Consider the following 15,168-nt stretch of genomic DNA (forward strand, 5'->3'; position numbering starts at 1 on the left):
GTTCCATGACCAACCCGTTCGACGACCCGGACGCCGAGTACTTCGCGCTGGTCAACGACGAAGGGCAGTATTCGCTGTGGCCCACGTTCGCCGACGTGCCCGCGGGCTGGGTGGTGGCCCACGGAGCCGGCACCCGGCAGGCCTGCCTCGACCACATCGAGCAGAACTGGACCGACATGCGGCCCCGCAGCCTGGTGCGCGAGATGGAAGGTCGCATCTGACGATGGAGTGCTGACACGAGGGCCAGTGGCGCAGTCTTTCCGGACGGGCAACGCCACGACACCGACAGTCCCGATCGACGGCGTGTGAGCGACATCAACCCGGCGGCGGGATAACGTTTCCCGAACGCTGCGTTGAACACGAGTGATGGCTTCCGTACAGCACGCTCGCCCGCGCTTGTGGCTTCCCAAGCACGTGGTCGTCACCCGCTCGGCCGCCGAACGATCGCACGCCGCGCGGATCGTGGCGCGGTGTGAGGCCGCCGGGGTCACCGACATCGACTTCCTGCGCTCCGATCGCATCACCGGCCTGCGGGGCGAGGACGAGCGCGCCACCTACGTCCGGGCGAAGTCGACGCTCGCCGTGGTGGTCAGCCCGCCCTCGAAGCGGAAGCTGCAGCCCATCCCGCCGAGCGCGGACTGGCGGCTCGACCTCGCCGAGGGCTGTCCCGCGCATTGCCAGTACTGCTACCTGGCCGGGTCCCTCTCCGGTCCACCGGTCACCCGCGTCTACGCCGACCTCGACGACATCCTCGCCGGGATGGATGCCTACGTCGGTCGCGGGGGTGTCACGTCCGGGACGGCCGCGCGGGCGCACGAGGGAACGACCTTCGAGGCGTCGTGCTACACCGACCCGCTCGGCATCGAGCACGTCACCGGCAGCCTCGCCGCGGCGGTCGCGCACGTGGGCACCCACGACTTCGGCGACCGGGTGCAGCTGCGCGCGACCACGAAGTTCGGTGCCGTCGAGCCGCTGCTCGGCCTGCCGCACGGCGGTCGGACGCGGATCCGCGCGTCGGTCAACGCCGCGGGCGTGGCCGGGCGCTTCGAAGGCGGTACCGATCCGGTGGCCGCCCGGCTGGCCGGGCTCGGCCGGCTGGCGCGGGCGGGCTACCCGGTCGGGCTGACGATCGCGCCGATCATGCCGGTGCCCGGCTGGCGTGAGGAGTACGGCGCGTTGCTCGACGCCGCGGCCGCGGAGCTCGACGCGGTGCCGGGGCTCGACTTGACCGTCGAGTGCATCACGCACCGGTTCACGCCGGGCAGCCGGGAAGTGCTGACCGGGTGGTACCCGCGCACGAAGCTGGAGATGGACCCGGAGCAGCGCTCGCGCAAGTTCGGCAAGTACGGCTCCGTCAAGTACGTGTACCGGCGCGAGGAGATGCAGGAGCTGCGCGCGTGGTTCGGCTCCGCGCTGGAGCGGCGGCTTCCCGCGGCGCGGGTGCTGTACTGGACGTGAGCGTCAATCCAGGAAATCCAAGGCGCGCAACAGGAAGAAGGCCGCCGTCCCGGCCACGATGATCCCGATGACGACGAGCGCCAGGACGGGCCCCTTCTTCGACGGCATCGGCTGCGGGTGGGACAGCCCGGACGTCTGCCCTGCGTCGGGTGGCGTGTCGCCCGGGGTGACCGACCCGCCGGGCTCCAGGCCCGGCACCTCCTCGGGCTCCGGTCCGGGCGCGGTCACGAGCGCACCGCCGGGGTGTCCGTCGGCATCGGCTTCACCTGTTCTCCGGTCGGGTCCGGCCAGTGGCCGTGGACGCGTTCGTGGGCGGGTGCCGGCCGGTGGACCGTGCCCGGTGTCGGCCGCAGCCGCACGCGGGTCAGCACAGCCAGCCGGAGCAGCGGACCGACCAGGTGGTCGTACAGCCGGGGCAGGAGCCGGAATCCGGTGATGATTAGGGGATTTCCCGGGCCGACCGGCACGGACACGTGCCGGCGGGGCCGGTCGGCCAGCCGCGTGATCGCCGCGGCGACCCGTTCCGGGGCGAGGACCGGCCACGGCGGCCGGGTGGCGTGGCCGGTGTAGTTGGCCGCTTGGTAGTAGATGGGGGTGTTGATGCTGCCGGGGCTGACGATGCAGACCGACACCCGCGGCTCGTCCCGGGTCTCCTGCTGCAGGGTGCGCAGCAGGGCGCGTTGGCCCCACTTCGACACGGCGTAGGCGCCCATCCGCGGAACGGTGACCGAACCCAGCAACGAGTTGACCCCGATGAACGTGCCGGTGTGCTGGGCGCGCAGGACCGGAAGTACGGCGCGGGCGAGGTGGAGGGTCCCGTGCACGGCGGTGTCGACGACAGCCGTGAACACGTCCGCCGGCATCTCCTCGACGCCGCCGTAGCCCATGACCGCCGCGGTGTGCACCACGACGTCCAGCCGGCCGTGGCGGTCGAGGGTCCTGGTGACGATCCGCTCGGCCGCGGCGGGGTCACCGATGTCCTCGGCGTGGGTGTCGACCACGTCGGCGCCCGCGTCTCGACACGCTGCCTCGGCGGCGTCGAGCGCTTCGGGGCTGCGCGAGACCAGGACGAGCCGGTCGGCCCTGGCCGCGAACGCGACGGCGGTGGCCAGCCCGATTCCGCTGGTGGCGCCGACGATCAGCACGACCCGCGGTGGGGCCGGTTTCAGGCGACTGTGCATGACGCTCCGTCCAGGATCCGGCCCAGGGGGCCGTGGGGGTCGGCGGGCGGGCGGCCGAGCAGGGCCGCGGTGGTGAAGGAGGCGGCCAGGTCGGCGAAGACCCGGTGGCGGCGCAGCATCGCGTGATCGCCGTCGCGGACCTGGACGACGCCGACGTGCGCGGTCCGGGCCAAGCGGCGGGCGGCCGCGAAGGCCTTCTCCGGGTCGGCGACGCGATCCGCGGTGCCGTGCACGAACACCACCTGCCGGCCCGTGGCGTCGACGTCACCGTCGTGCGGGTACACATAGGACGCCAACGCCACGACGCTGCGGACGTCGTGCTCGCCGGCGCTCAAGATCGCCGCGCGGCCGCCGAGCGAGTGCCCGACCAGCCCGATCGGGGTCGCCGGTGGCAGCTGGGCGCGGAGCTGCCCGAGCGCCCAGCGGACGTCGTCCACGGGGGTGAGCGCGGCGTTCCAGCCGCGCACGGAGTTCAGCAGCCGCCACACCGCGAGCCGGCCGCGGCCGGCGTGGGCGACCCGGTGGGCGATGGGGATCATGCGCAGCACCGACAGCTGTGCGGGGCTCACCGGCCGGGCGCCGCCGCGGCCGCCGCCGTGCAGCACGATGACGGCGCCGTCCGGGCGTGGCGGGGTCCGGGTCGGGACGAGCCGGGCGGTGGTGTCCAAGGGGATGTCTCCTGGGCCGATGTCGCAGGGGGACTGGCGGGGCCGCCGTGCGGGCGCGGGATTCGTGGGCTCCGCGCCCGCACGACCTCGCGGCCGGCGCGCCTGAAGTGGCTCAGGGGCGCGGCGGGACCCGGGTCCGCGCGGACGCGGACGTGATGAGGCCGAGGGCGATCATGCCGACGCCGAGGCCGAGGTGCAGCCAGTTGTCGGCGGTGTTGACGGGTACGAAGTTGGCGTCGGAGCCGTGGTCGATGAGCAAGCCGTAAAGCCACAGCACGAGGTAGACGATCCCGCCGCCGATCAGGAAGCCGCGTGCGCCGCCCGGAGTGCGGGCCAGGGCGAGCCCGGCGACGCCGAAGAGCAGGTGCACGACGTTGTGCAGGACCGACACCATGAACACGCCGAGCAGCATGGCCATCGAGTCGTGGCCGGCGAAGCTGAGCTGGTCGAAGTCGGTGGTGAGGCCGGGGATGAACCCGGCGATGCCGACGAGCAGGAAGACCACGGCGACGACGGCGGCGGTGAGCTGGGCGGGAGTACGGGTCGCGGTGGCGCGGGTGCTGGTCACGGAGGCACCTTTCGGGTGGCTGGTCGGGGGCGTCGGAGTCGAGTGCCGGACTGTCCGACTACCCGGCCAATTCGCTAACAAACCGATGCGCCACGCCAGACGGATCTCGATTGCGCACGTCCCGCGTCCAGGATGCGCGGAACCGGACGTGCTCGTCGGTGCCGTCGTCGCCTCGCGGAGAACGCCGATGTCGAAGGTCGAATCGGTCGCCGGCTCGACGACGCCGTGACGAGCGAGGCGGCCGATGGCCTCAGCCGGCGCTTCGCCGCCGGCGATGTGGAAGCGTTGCGCGGTGTTCGATCGCCTCGGCCGACGAACCTCACCGGATCCGCGGGGCGGTGCTGGTCGTGAAGCGGAATTCGATGGCCACCGGCAGCTCGTCCAGGTCGAGCGCCTGCCGCAGCCGGGGGAGCCCTTCGGCCGCCAGCCGCTCGCGGACCGCGACCGGGTCGCCGTCTTGGTCCACCGAAACCACCAGAGCCAACGCCGGGTTTTCGCGGTGCCCGGTCAAAGTGGCGCGGGCCTGGTGCACGCCCGGGTACTCCCGCAGCTCGGCCACGAACGGCGCGACCGCCGCGTCGGCGGCCAGTTCGGTCCGGCCGCGCGCCGGGTCCGTGTCGAAGCGCCACGTCCGCGTCGGCGGCCGGCGCGCCAGCTGGGCCAGGATCCAGCGCAGCGCCAGGAACCCGAGCAGCACGGCCACCGCGGCGGCGGCGTACAGCACCCAAGTCGGCGGTCCGGCCGTGCCGGGCACCAGGGCGCTCGCGGGGTCGACGACGCGCAACCGGCCGAAGTGGGTCGCCACCGCGAACCCGCCGGCGGCCAGCAGGACCAGCCCCAGCAGCCCCAGCACCACGCGGTTGAGCCGCGCGGGACGGTTGAGGTTCGTCACGATGTCCTCCTCGGGGCCCGGACCCGCACCGCCACCGCGGGCCGGGTGGCCGGGCCGATCCGGTCGAGCCGGTCGGTGACGGCCGCGCGGACGGCGTCGGTGAGGCCGTCGGGCTGGGTCCGCGAGGTCTCGACCCGGACTTTCACCCGTCGCGTGCGCAGCTTGACCCGGGCGGCGGAGACGCCGTCGACGCCGGCTGCCGCGGCCCGCAGGGTCGAGCGGTAGCCGCCGCGGGCGGCGCCGGAGTCGAACAGTCCGTCCAGCGGCAGGACGGTGGCCGCTCCGGGCAGGACTGCGGCGAGCAGCAGAACCAGGCCGAGCAGCGCGAGAACGCCTCCGGCGACGGCCGGGAGGAGGTCGGTCCAGTGCAGGTCGTGCAGGGTGGCGGCGACCGCGTCGTAACTGATCCACGGGCGTTCGCCGAGGATCAGCTGCACGGTGACGACGGTGACGAGCACGCACCCGGCCAGCAGGACGAGCGCGGTCAGCAAAGCCGGGACACTGCGGCGAGGTCGGCGTTTCACTCGACCCTCCGATGCTGGATGCCGGACGAATGCAGGGCGGTGACGGTGAAGTCGACGCGGGTGACGGTGAGCCCGGTCAGCTCCTCGACGCGGCGCACGAGGTGCTCGCGGGCCCGTTCGGTCGTCCGCGTGACCGAGGCGGGGTAGGCGATGGAGATCCGGACGTCGAGCGTCACGGCGCCGTCGGCGACGTGCGCGGTGACCTGAGCGGGGCGGTCGAGGTCCTCGGCGCCGAGGCTGACGCCGAGGATCCGGCCGGCCGCGCCGCCGACGTCGTCGACCTCGAGCACCGCGTGGGCGGCCAGGCGTTGCACCACCTGGCCGGCGATGGTCAGCGTCCCGCGGTCCGGGGCGCTCAGCGTGGTCGTCACGGCGCTCAGCCCCGGTCGCGCCCGGTGAGCTGGGACAGGTCGAGCTTGCCGTCGAGGACGCGGCCCACGAGGAAGCCGAGCGCGCCGAGGACGGCGACGGCGGCGAACGCCCCGAACCCGCCGAAGGCGACGGCCAGGCCGAGCACGAGGCCGGTGAACAGGCCGAGGTGGGTGGAAGTCACGAAACCTTCTCCTTGTCTTGCGCCGGCTGGTCGGTGAGGTCGGCGATCACGACGTGCACCGGGCGGCCGCGGACGCCGGCCGCGGCGCGTACCTGCGCGGCGACGTCGGCGGCGACCAGGGGGTACCGCGCGGTGAGGGCGATGGTGATGTCGTCGTCGCGGACCCGGACGCCCACGACCCGCCGCGGCGGGACGAGGGTGGCGATCTCCCCGAACCGGCCGCCGTGCAGGCCGGCCACCCCGGGTACGGCGAGCACGGCGGCGGCGATCCGGGCGGCGTCGGGCTCGGCGGTCACCGCACCCGGCCGGTGTCGGTGCTGTCGCCCTCGTCGTCGGAGGGCAGGTGCAGGTCGCCGACCTGGATGTTGACCTCGACGACCTCGAGGCCGGTCATCTGCTCGACGGCGGTGATGACGTTGCGGCGCACCGAGCGCGAGAGGTCGGCGATGGAGACGCCGTATTCGACGACCAGCTGCAGGTCGACGGCGGCCTGCTTCTCGCCGACCTCGACCGACACGCCCTGGCCGGCCGAGGCGGTCGCGCCCGGGATGCGCTCGCGGATGGCCGAGAACGCCCGCGCGGCGCCGCCGCCGAGGGCGTGCACGCCGGGGATCTCACGCGTGGCCAGTCCGGCGATCTTCTGGACGACGACTTCGGAGATGGACGTCGAGCCCTGGGTGGTCACCAGCGCGCCGTCGCTCTTCGCGGCGGGCTCGGACGAGGTGGTCTGCGCGGGAACCTTGGTGGCAGCGGCGGTCGTCATGGTGTCTCCTTCGCACGGACGGATGTCTTGTGTTCGCAGAGGAACCGGCTTCGATTGTTTCCTCCACACAGGACAGACACCCGGCTCGGAAGATCGTCACGACCCGATCGTGTGAAGCACGCCACGCCCCGCGGGTCAGGTGGTGGGCAGGTCGACCGTCACCGGCCAGGCTGGCCGGGGCCTTCCTCGGTGGGTGGTTCGCTCGGGAACAGGACCGGGCTGAGCAGGTACCGCGTCCGGCCAGGACGCGAATCGTTCGCCAGCCGAGGCGCGATCGCCGCCCGCAGTTCGCCGATCATCGCTTCCAGCTCGGCGGGGTCGAGCCACACCGCGTGCTGCCGGTAGCCGACGAGGTCGGCCACCGGGTCCGAGGCGTCGCGGCCGAGGTAGGCGTCGAACTCGGCGACCAGTGCGGCGACGGCGCTCGCGAACGCGCGGCGGTGGTCCTCGGTCGTCATCCTCCGGGCCGCTTCGAGGGCGATCGCCGCGCGGTCCTGCCGCAGGCGGTAGTGGCGTTCGACGGCACCGCGGACTCGCTGCTCCTCGGCGACTTCGAGCACCTCGGCCTTGGCGAGGAGGTCGACGTGCCGGTAGACGGTCGCCTTCGACACGTCCGGCAGCCGCGCCGCCAGCTCGGCCGTCGTCAGGATCCGGTCGCCGCGAAGCGCGTTCACGATCCGCACCCGGACGGGGTGCGCGAGAAGCCGCAAAGTGTCCACCGCTCAACGTTCTCATGATCTGCTATCGTTCGCAAAACATGAGAAAGGTAGGCCCGATGAGCCGAGAACACGCGGCGACGATCGTGGAGCTGCTGGTCGACGGCCGCTTCGACGAGGTGGCGAACCGGTTCGCGCCCGAGCTGCGCGCCGCGGTCCCGCCGGACGCGTTGCGGAGCGCGTGGACCACCGTGGCCGCGGCGCCGGTCACCGTCACCGGTCCCGCCGTGACCGAGCCGGGACAGGCCGGGCTGACGCGCGTGCACGTCCCGGTCGGTGGCTTCACCGTCGTGATGTCCGTCGACGACCAGGGTGTCCTGCACGGCCTCCGGTTCGCACCCGCGTCCGATCCACAGTGGACAGAACCGTCCTATGTGGACCCGCAGTCGTTCGCCGAACGGGAGACCACGCTCGGGAGCGTGGGTGCCACCGTCACGTCCCCGGTCGAGGCCGGGGGAGCGGGCGTGGTGCTGCTCGCCGGCGGCGGGCCGTTCGACCGCGACGAGAGCGCTGGTCCGAACAAGCCGCTCAAAGACCTCGCCTGGGGCCTGGCGACCCGCGGGGTGACGGTCGTGCGCTTCGACAAACCCGCCTCGGCCGCGACGATGACCGACGAGTACGTACCGCCCGCCTTGGCGGCGCTCGAGGTCCTGCGGCGGGAACCGGGTGTCGAGCGGCCTTTCGTCGTCGGGCACAGCATGGGCGGCAAGGTCGCGCCGCGCGTCGCCGAGGCGGACCCGGCGGTGGCCGGACTGGTGATCCTGGCCGGCGACGCCCAGCCGATGCACCACGCCGCCGTCCGCGTCGCCCGCCACCTGGGGCTCGAACCGTCCACAGTGGAGGCGTTCGAACGGCAGGCGGCGCTGGTCGACAGCGACCGGCTGACGCCGGAGACCGCGGTGGCGGAGCTGCCCTTCGGCTGGCCCGCGTCCTATTGGCTCGATCTGCGGGACTACGACCCCGTCGCGGTCACCGCGGCCCTGCCGGTGCCGGTCTTCCTCGGACAAGGCGGCCGCGACTACCAGGTGACGGTCGCCGACGACCTCACCCAATGGCGTGCCGGGCTGGCCGGGCGCACCAACGTGACGATCGAGGTCTACGAGCGACTCGACCACCTCTTCATGCCCGGCGACGGCCCCTCGACCCCCGCGGACTACGCCCGGCCCGGTCATGTGGACGCCGCGGTGGTCTCCGATGTCGCCGATTGGGTGGCGCGCATCGGCTGATCGCGGCGCGCCGTCGTGCGCGAGCAGATGGCTGGTTCGCGCCGCCGGTCAGCGCGGACGGATGACGGAACAGCAGCGGCACGAGTACGACTCCGAGAAGCGCGGCATCGAGATCCGCACGCCGCTGAAGGAGGTCGGCGGGGAGGTCTACAAAGGAGGGTGGAAGATGACGATCATCACTCGGAAGTCAGCAAGCGTCCACCTATCCGGATCCCGGAGGTCGCGCGCCGCGCGCGGCTAGGGCAGGGAGCGGGCGAAGCTGGTGTCCTGGTTCCCGCATCTGCGGTCCCGGCGGGGGCTGGACCCGGTCGGGGGCCCATCGCCATTTCATCGCCATCTGACGACTGAAGCCCTGCCCCTCCGGGGAGGGACAGGGCTTCTGACCTGTAGTTTCAGGTGGTGCGCGATACTGGGATTGAACCAGTGACCCCTTCCGTGTCAGGGAAGTGTGACACATGACTTGACCAGGCGAATTATTTGCAGCGGCAGGTCACAGGCTTCTGTTCCTCTCCTGAGGGCCTGGCTCAGTGCCGTTGCTTCAGGTTGCCGTCGCCGGATGATCGCCAGATCAAGCCTGGCGGAGGCGGCTCTCGGATTCGAGGGCGTCGCGACCGTATCAAGCCGCGGTGTTGGCCCAGCGGGTGTTACGGACGACAGGCTCGGCTTGGGCTCGTCGATGTCGTCCAGCGCGCACTCGCCGAGCGCGGCGCCGGCCCGGCGTCCCGGAGCGGATCGATCGCGTCGAATGCCGCGCAGGCGGCGGCATCCTCGATCGGTCCCTGCTGACGAGCGGGGGCTGCGACCCGATCGGGTTTTGGCTTGCGGAGAGCGGTGTCACGATCACCCGATATGCGTGAGCGGGTCTGGTCTCAGCAGTTCTGCTGGCAGCTGCGGCCGTGGGCTCGCTGCGGGGGGCGTGCTCGGCCCCGGCCGGACTGCCTGCCACCGGTCGACGAGAACGGGAGCGGGATGCCCTTAAGCTGGTCCGGCCGCGCCGGCGATCTTCTCGGCGGCGCTGTGCCTGGCCTCGCTCGGCGAACGTTCCGCGGCCCTGGCGTGCGAGGCTGCGACGGTCAGCGTGCTGGCCGAGCTTCCCGCACTGGCGGGAGCCTTGCGGCTCCGTAGCTTGCTGTGGTCCACGCGGCGACCAGCTCGGCGAGTGAGTCGTCGAAGTCCTCGGCGCTGGTCGCGCTCAGCAGCCGCCTGCCGACAGGCAGGGCTGCTGGCGTGAAAGGGGTCCACCAGCTCGTCGGATCGAACACGGAGCGGATCGCGACCGTGAGCCCGACGACGACGGCAGGTCGCTGATGTCGGCGCTGGTGGCGCTGGCGTCCGTCCGGTGAGCACGGCCGACTTCTTCGAGTTGCGACCTCAGGACCCCGTCCGGTCGGGCTCCTGGTGCATACGGCCGATCCGGTGGCGTGGTCCAGCGTGATCATCGGAGTCCGGCTGAGGCGTCCGCCGTGAGTGCTCTTGGCCACTGTTCAAAGCGCCGGGGCCGGGGTATTCGCGAGACTGGAAGCAGTCGAAAGGACCGACGTGAACGAGAACCCCACGCCCCGGCTCGTCGCGAACCCGAACCGCATCCAGGTGCGGACCGAAGCGGACCTGCGCCGCGGGGCGCCGCCCGCGGAGCCCGAGGTCGAAGCAGTGCCCGAGCGGCTCTGAGCCCGGTCCGGTGTGGGAGTGTCCACACCGGACCGGCTCTGCTTACGGGGCCCAGGGGGGCGCGACGATCCAGCTGCTGTCCGCCGTGACCGTCTGGGGACGGTCGGAACCCGTTCCACCACCGGAAGCGATGTAGACGGCGGAATCGAAGTGGCGCAGGAACGCGCCCGGGATGTTGAGCGACTCGAACGTCACGCCGGTTCCGCTCAGCCCTGGCCGCGTGCAGAACGTCGCGTCCGCGTGCATCAGGGCCGATCCGTCGTTGACGGAGTTGCGGACGCGCCCGTCTTGGTGTCGCAGGAACTGCCCGGGGTAGTTCACCGACTCGAACGAGTAGCACGACGACTCGCCGAGCCCGCGCCGCACCGTGTACGTCGCGTCCTGCTTGAGCAACGCGCTGCTGCCGCTGGTGACCACCTCGGTGTAGGCGAGGCCGCCCGCGTGCCGCAGGTAGCGGTCGGTGTAGCCCCACGTCGTCACCCGCAACGACTGCCGGGCGTTCACCGCCAGGGGCACCGAACTGCGCCACAGCGCCGGCGCCGAGACGTCCCAGGTCGCGTCGGCGGCGAAGCTCGTCGCGGTGTCCCACGGGTTCGGGCCGCCGCTCACGGCCAGGTACACGGTTTCGTCGTAGTGCCGAAGGTACCGGCCCGGCAGGTTCAGCGACTCGAACGAAGTCCCACCGGCGGCGAGACCTGGCCGGTCGCACCAGGTGGCGTCCGCGGTGAACGTGCCGCCGGTGTCGCTGTCGATCCGGACGCGGTTGTCGGCGTGCCGTAGGAACTTCCCGGGAAAGTTGGCCGATTCGAACGAGAAGCACCGCGGGTTCGCGAGGCCCGCGACGGTCCGGAATGAGCCGTCCTGCCGGGGTCCGTCGGCGCTGCCCGTGGTCAGCACGTCGGTGCGGGCGAACGAGTCCGCGTGCCGCAGGTACCGGTCGGTGTACCCGGGTGTGGTCACCCGGAACGACCGGATGTGCCCGAGTGTCAGCGGCACCGCGGCGTTCAGGTTTTTCGATGTGTTGATCAGGTCGGTGTGTGCCGCGCGGACCAGCGCGGTGTCGACCTTCTGCACCCGCCGGTCGTAGGTGAGCAGCCCGTTGTACTCGCCTTCGACGTCGGTGATCTCGGTGTAGACGAACGCCGAGAGGCCCTTGGTGGTCATCAGCTGACGCGCGTCCCGGACCATGCCGGTGTAGCGGTCGTTCAGCTGCGCCGCGCTCGCCATCTGCTCGTAGGCGAAGAACTTCCCGGTGGGGCTGTACTCGTGCCCCGGGTTGCGCAGGCCGAGCCCGCCGAACTCGCCCAGCACCGACACCCGCGCCCCGGCCGGCCGGGGCGCGTCGGGCCCGGTGTACACGTGCCAGTCGATGATGTCCCCGGTGCCCGGATCGCCCTTCGACGCGCAGCAGTTGAACCCGCTGTGCGCGTCGACCAGCCGCGTCGGGTCCTGGTTCTTGATGTTCGTGGTGACACGCCTGGTCTCGGCGAGGTTCCACTCGCCCCAGCCTTCGTTGAACGGCACGTAGGTGATGACGGCGGGGGAGAAGCGGTGCTCGTCGACGATCTCGCGTGCTTCGGTCTCGAACTCGGCGATCTGCGCTGGCGTGCGGTCGGCGTTCGCGTTCGTGGTCGACGGGATGTCCTGCCACACCAGCAGTCCCAGCTTGTCGGCCCAGTAGTACCAGCGGGCCGGCTCGACCTTGATGTGCTTGCGGACCATGTTGAAGCCCAGGTCCTTGTGCTTCTGCAGGTCCGATGCCAGTGCGGCGTCGGTCGGCGCGGTGTACAGGCCGTCGGGCCAGAAGCCCTGGTCCAGCGCGCCGACCTGGAACACGAACTCGCCGTTGAGCGTCGGGCGCAGCACGCCGTTGACGTTCTTCGTGCCGACCTCGCGCATGCCGAAGTAGCTGACGACCTGGTCGACCGTCGTGCCCGCGGCGTCGCGCAGTGACACGCGCAGGTCGTAGAGGAACGGGTCGTCGGGTGACCACCGCCGCGCGTTCGGCACCGGCACCGAGAACTCGGTGAAGCCGCCGGTCGCGCTGCCGGCGACGGCGCCGCCGGTCACCGCCTCGGCGAGCACGGAGTAGCCGCTGACGTCTCCGCGGCCGAACACCCGCACGCGTGCGGTGTTGTCGGCCAGGTTCGGGCGGATGTCGACGGAGAAGATCGACGTCGGCGCGGTCGGCTCGAGCCAGACGGTCTGCCAGATGCCCGAAGTCGGTGTGTAGAAGATGTCCGACGGGGTGGTGGTCTGCTTGCCGACCGGCTGCTTCTCGTCGCGGGCGTTGGTCGGGTCGTAGACGCGCACGACAATCTCGTTCGCGCCGCCGTTCAGCCGGGCGGTGATGTCGGCTTCGAACCGGTCGTAGCCGCCCTTGTGCGAAGCGACCTGGACGCCGTTGACCCACACGGTGGCTTCGTAGTCGACGGCGCCGAAGTGCAGCTGCACGTGCCGCCCGGCCCAGGCCGCCGGCACGGTGAAGGTGCGGCGGTAGAACATCAGGTCGCGGTTGTCGTTGCGCATGATGCCCGACAACGCCGACTCGACCGGGTAGGGCACCAGGATGCGCTCGGGCAAGGTCTGCCCGAACGGCGGCGCGGCGTAGCGGTCGACGCTGCCGTTCGCGCCGGTAGCGGGGTTGAGGAACTCCCACTCACCGTTGAGCGACTGCCAGTCGGGCCGCGTCATCTGCGGCCGCGGGTACTCGGGCAGCGGGTTCGTGGTGCTGACCTGCGAGGTCCACGGCGTGGACAACGGCGGTGGCTTGGGGGCAACGGCGGCGTCGGCCGCCGGCACCACGGGAACGATCGTGCACAACAGTGCGAAAACTAGGACGAAGAGACGGCGCATCGGACTCCCCTTCGGACGCGCACGGAACCGCGCACCGGCCTGGCGGGGACGGCGAAGCACTCCGGGCGGGCGGGCACGCCGAGCCCGGAGCACTACCGCGGGCCCGCCAACCGAACGTAACACGGAACACGGACAAACGGAACGGATCAGAATTCACCAGACAATCAACACGTGACGGCCTGACTGCTCCCTTCACGCACGAAGCCCGCCGGCGGTTGAGTCCCCTCGCGGGCAGGACGTCGATACGCGCGGGTGATGTTCTCGACGGCCAGCCGGTGTCCGCGCGGGTCCGGGCGCGGCCTTCTGCACCGGGGTAGCGCCGGCCGACGCCGTGTCGATGTCGTCGGTCGCGCGGTAGGCGTGCAGGTGCGCGGTGCCGACGTCAGCGGTCAACTGGATGCGGCCGGCCTGGTCGCGCCGACGTAGTCGTCGCCGCAACGCCGTTAGGGCTCAACCTTGACGAGCTTGTCGATGCGGGCCATCAACGTCCGGTGCGCGGACGTCGCGGTGTCGGACGCGGGACCGGACCAGCCGTCGGCCGGGACGGTCTTGCGAGTCGTCCCCGGAGTGGATCAGTACATTGAGCCGGCGACGGATCGTGGTGTGAATTTCCTCCAGCTGTGCAGTGTTCCACCGTTTCACGTCGGAGAGGAAGACCATCAGCGCGGCCCGTGCCGGCCGGCACGCTCAGCGGTGGCGAGTTGGTGCTGTCCATCGGCGCGGCGGCGGCCGACCCCGCAACGGAGCACCGCGAATACCTGACGTCGTTGCGCGACGCGGGCGCGGTCGGGCTGGTGATCGAGCTCGGCCAGCACTTCGCCGAGCTGCCTTCGTCGCTCGTGCAGGCAGCGCGGGCGTTGCGGTTCCCGCTGGTCGAGCTGCGCAGCTCGGTGCGGTTCGTGCACGTGACCGAGGTCGTGCACGCCCGCATCCTCGACGAGCAATCCGCGCGGATGCGCTTCACCCAGCAGGTAACGGAGACGTTCCGGGCGTTGATGGTCGACGCGGCCGAGGTGGACACCGTCCTGCGGGAAGCCGCGAGTTTGCTGGGCCTGCCGGTGGTGCTCGAAGACCTCGGGCACCGGGCGCTCGCGTTCGCGGGAGAGACACCGGAGCCGCTCTTGCGCGATTGGGTGACCCGTTCGCGCCAGGCCGCGGTAGTCAAACCGAACACACCGACCGGCCCGGAAGGCTGGTTCGGCGCGGCGGTCGGTCCACGCGCCGAACGCTGGGGCCGGCTCGTCACGCCCCGGCGAGGGCAGAACGCCGAAGAGATCGGCCTGGTGCTGGTCCAGGCGGCCGACGCGATCACGGTACTGGCCTGCTCGGCCGGAGCGGCCCCGACATCGCGCTGCAGGCCCACAGTGGCTTGCTGACCGAAATTCTCACCGGCTCGGCGTCGCGGAAGACCTCGCTACGGACACGAGCGCGCGCCCTCGGCCTGACCGGCAACGGGCCCTTCGCCGCCTTCGTGGTCGCGACCTCCGCGAGCGAGGAGGCGACCTCCGAAGCGGTGCAAGCCCTGACCCTGCGCTTGGGCCGCCCAGCGCTGGTCGGGCGGCTGCGGGAGGGCCGGGTCGGTGCGCTCGTTTCCGGTGATGGCGAAGCTGCGGTTCTGCAAGCGCTCGGCACCGATCGCACCGCCGTGGTGGCCACGACGGATCCGGTGTCCTCGTTCGACGACTTGGCCGAGGTACTGTCGGCCGTCCTGCACACCGCCGACGTCGCCGCCGGCATGTCCGACCCAGACGCGAGACGCGTGTGGCGCCCGCGTGACCTGGGAGCGCGCGGGCTGCTCTGGCGGCTGCGCGAAGACCGGCACCTACTGGCCTATGTGGACGATCAGCTCGGACCAGTGCTGCGCCTGGACGAGGAGAAGCGAGTCCGGGCCTTGGAAACGCTGCGCGCGTACGTCGAAGCGGACGGCGCGATGACCGAGTTCGCCCGCCGGATCGGCACCAGCCGCCCGTCCGCGTACGCGCGCGTGCGATGGTTGTCGGAGGTGCTCCAGCGCGGACTCGACGGGCCGGACAACCGGCTGTCCGCCTACCTGGCGATGCTGGCGCTGGAACAACTGAACCCTTGATCCCCGGCC

At 71.7% G+C, this 15,168-nt stretch carries 19 protein-coding genes; 7 read left to right on the forward strand and 12 right to left on the reverse strand.

The annotated features are described in order from the left end of the window. The first annotated feature begins 5 nt into the window (after window positions 1–5). Window positions 6–221 carry an MbtH family protein gene (locus tag ACIQWX_RS17775; protein WP_400871627.1) on the forward strand — a complete coding sequence of 72 codons (216 nt, stop codon included), beginning with the start codon at window positions 6–8 and terminating at the stop codon, window positions 219–221. Between the two features lie 175 nt (window positions 222–396). Beyond that, a complete protein-coding gene (locus tag ACIQWX_RS17780) occupies window positions 397–1,458 on the forward strand; it encodes a spore photoproduct lyase family protein (RefSeq protein ID WP_400871630.1) in 1,062 nt (353 codons plus the stop codon). A gap of 3 nt (window positions 1,459–1,461) precedes the next feature. On the opposite strand, the gene ACIQWX_RS17785 is transcribed toward ACIQWX_RS17780, so the two are convergent. From ACIQWX_RS17785 to ACIQWX_RS17835, 11 genes are all read right to left on the reverse strand, one after another. Then, complete coding sequence (locus tag ACIQWX_RS17785; RefSeq protein WP_086681942.1) at window positions 1,462–1,686, reverse strand: DUF6480 family protein; 225 nt, start codon at window positions 1,684–1,686, stop codon at window positions 1,462–1,464. Next, a complete protein-coding gene (locus ACIQWX_RS17790; protein ID WP_400871633.1) occupies window positions 1,683–2,639 on the reverse strand; it encodes an SDR family NAD(P)-dependent oxidoreductase in 957 nt (318 codons plus the stop codon). Before ACIQWX_RS17790 ends, ACIQWX_RS17785 begins: the two co-directional genes overlap by 4 nt. After that, window positions 2,624–3,307, reverse strand: coding sequence for an alpha/beta hydrolase (locus tag ACIQWX_RS17795; protein ID WP_400871636.1), 684 nt, complete (start codon window positions 3,305–3,307; stop codon window positions 2,624–2,626). Before ACIQWX_RS17795 ends, ACIQWX_RS17790 begins: the two co-directional genes overlap by 16 nt. Window positions 3,308–3,419: 112 nt before the next feature. After that, the gene (locus tag ACIQWX_RS17800; protein ID WP_400871639.1) at window positions 3,420–3,875 is read right to left on the reverse strand and encodes a DUF4383 domain-containing protein; all 456 of its coding nucleotides are present in this window, start codon (window positions 3,873–3,875) and stop codon (window positions 3,420–3,422) included. 319 nt (window positions 3,876–4,194) lie between these two features. Continuing rightward, window positions 4,195–4,767, reverse strand: coding sequence for an alkaline shock response membrane anchor protein AmaP (locus tag ACIQWX_RS17805; RefSeq protein ID WP_400871642.1), 573 nt, complete (start codon window positions 4,765–4,767; stop codon window positions 4,195–4,197). Further along, window positions 4,764–5,291, reverse strand: coding sequence for a DUF6286 domain-containing protein (locus ACIQWX_RS17810; RefSeq protein ID WP_400871645.1), 528 nt, complete (start codon window positions 5,289–5,291; stop codon window positions 4,764–4,766). Before ACIQWX_RS17810 ends, ACIQWX_RS17805 begins: the two co-directional genes overlap by 4 nt. Continuing rightward, complete coding sequence (locus ACIQWX_RS17815; protein ID WP_400871648.1) at window positions 5,288–5,662, reverse strand: Asp23/Gls24 family envelope stress response protein; 375 nt, start codon at window positions 5,660–5,662, stop codon at window positions 5,288–5,290. The genes ACIQWX_RS17810 and ACIQWX_RS17815 overlap by 4 nt, the downstream gene beginning before the upstream one ends. Before the next feature lie 5 nt (window positions 5,663–5,667). After that, a complete protein-coding gene (locus ACIQWX_RS17820; RefSeq protein ID WP_400871651.1) occupies window positions 5,668–5,844 on the reverse strand; it encodes a hypothetical protein in 177 nt (58 codons plus the stop codon). Next, complete coding sequence (locus ACIQWX_RS17825) at window positions 5,841–6,140, reverse strand: hypothetical protein (RefSeq protein ID WP_400871654.1); 300 nt, start codon at window positions 6,138–6,140, stop codon at window positions 5,841–5,843. The genes ACIQWX_RS17820 and ACIQWX_RS17825 overlap by 4 nt, the downstream gene beginning before the upstream one ends. Further along, the gene (locus tag ACIQWX_RS17830) at window positions 6,137–6,607 is read right to left on the reverse strand and encodes an Asp23/Gls24 family envelope stress response protein (protein WP_400871657.1); all 471 of its coding nucleotides are present in this window, start codon (window positions 6,605–6,607) and stop codon (window positions 6,137–6,139) included. The genes ACIQWX_RS17825 and ACIQWX_RS17830 overlap by 4 nt, the downstream gene beginning before the upstream one ends. Before the next feature lie 158 nt (window positions 6,608–6,765). After that, a complete protein-coding gene (locus tag ACIQWX_RS17835; RefSeq protein ID WP_400871660.1) occupies window positions 6,766–7,326 on the reverse strand; it encodes a helix-turn-helix domain-containing protein in 561 nt (186 codons plus the stop codon). A gap of 56 nt (window positions 7,327–7,382) precedes the next feature. On the opposite strand from ACIQWX_RS17835, the gene ACIQWX_RS17840 reads away from it, so the two are divergent. From ACIQWX_RS17840 to ACIQWX_RS17850, 3 genes are all read left to right on the forward strand, one after another. Then, entirely contained in the window at window positions 7,383–8,549 is a 1,167-nt protein-coding gene (locus ACIQWX_RS17840; RefSeq protein WP_400871663.1) for a hypothetical protein, read from the forward strand. A gap of 61 nt (window positions 8,550–8,610) precedes the next feature. Then, window positions 8,611–8,790: a hypothetical protein gene (locus tag ACIQWX_RS17845; RefSeq protein WP_400871666.1), complete on the forward strand. Its 180-nt coding sequence runs from the start codon at window positions 8,611–8,613 to the stop codon at window positions 8,788–8,790. A gap of 1,298 nt (window positions 8,791–10,088) precedes the next feature. Then, window positions 10,089–10,217 (forward strand): hypothetical protein, encoded by a 129-nt coding sequence (locus ACIQWX_RS17850; RefSeq protein WP_279627527.1) that lies wholly within the window; start codon window positions 10,089–10,091, stop codon window positions 10,215–10,217. A gap of 42 nt (window positions 10,218–10,259) precedes the next feature. Here the strand turns inward: ACIQWX_RS17850 and ACIQWX_RS17855 are convergent, their stop codons facing one another. After that, window positions 10,260–13,073 (reverse strand): AbfB domain-containing protein, encoded by a 2,814-nt coding sequence (locus tag ACIQWX_RS17855; RefSeq protein WP_400871669.1) that lies wholly within the window; start codon window positions 13,071–13,073, stop codon window positions 10,260–10,262. A 671-nt stretch (window positions 13,074–13,744) separates the two neighbouring features. Between ACIQWX_RS17855 and ACIQWX_RS17860 the strand changes: the two genes are divergently transcribed. Then, window positions 13,745–14,449: a PucR family transcriptional regulator ligand-binding domain-containing protein gene (locus tag ACIQWX_RS17860; RefSeq protein WP_400871672.1), complete on the forward strand. Its 705-nt coding sequence runs from the start codon at window positions 13,745–13,747 to the stop codon at window positions 14,447–14,449. Further along, complete coding sequence (locus tag ACIQWX_RS17865; protein ID WP_400871675.1) at window positions 14,443–15,159, forward strand: PucR family transcriptional regulator; 717 nt, start codon at window positions 14,443–14,445, stop codon at window positions 15,157–15,159. The genes ACIQWX_RS17860 and ACIQWX_RS17865 overlap by 7 nt, the downstream gene beginning before the upstream one ends. Window positions 15,160–15,168: the final 9 nt, after the last annotated feature.

Origin of the sequence: Amycolatopsis sp. NPDC098790, assembly GCF_044759945.1 — a bacterium.
Taxonomy (GTDB): domain Bacteria; phylum Actinomycetota; class Actinomycetes; order Mycobacteriales; family Pseudonocardiaceae; genus Amycolatopsis.

What these genes read in the sequence shown, in the direction of transcription:
- ACIQWX_RS17775 (WP_400871627.1), top strand. Translation starts at nt 6, where the DNA reads ATGACCAACCCGTTCGACGACCCGGACGCCGAGTACTTCGCGCTGGTC.
- ACIQWX_RS17790 (WP_400871633.1), bottom strand. Translation starts at nt 2,639, where the DNA reads ATGCACAGTCGCCTGAAACCGGCCCCACCGCGGGTCGTGCTGATCGTC.
- ACIQWX_RS17830 (WP_400871657.1), bottom strand. Translation starts at nt 6,607, where the DNA reads ATGACGACCGCCGCTGCCACCAAGGTTCCCGCGCAGACCACCTCGTCC.
- ACIQWX_RS17840 (WP_400871663.1), top strand. Translation starts at nt 7,383, where the DNA reads ATGAGCCGAGAACACGCGGCGACGATCGTGGAGCTGCTGGTCGACGGC.
- ACIQWX_RS17845 (WP_400871666.1), top strand. Translation starts at nt 8,611, where the DNA reads ATGACGGAACAGCAGCGGCACGAGTACGACTCCGAGAAGCGCGGCATC.
- ACIQWX_RS17855 (WP_400871669.1), bottom strand. Translation starts at nt 13,073, where the DNA reads ATGCGCCGTCTCTTCGTCCTAGTTTTCGCACTGTTGTGCACGATCGTT.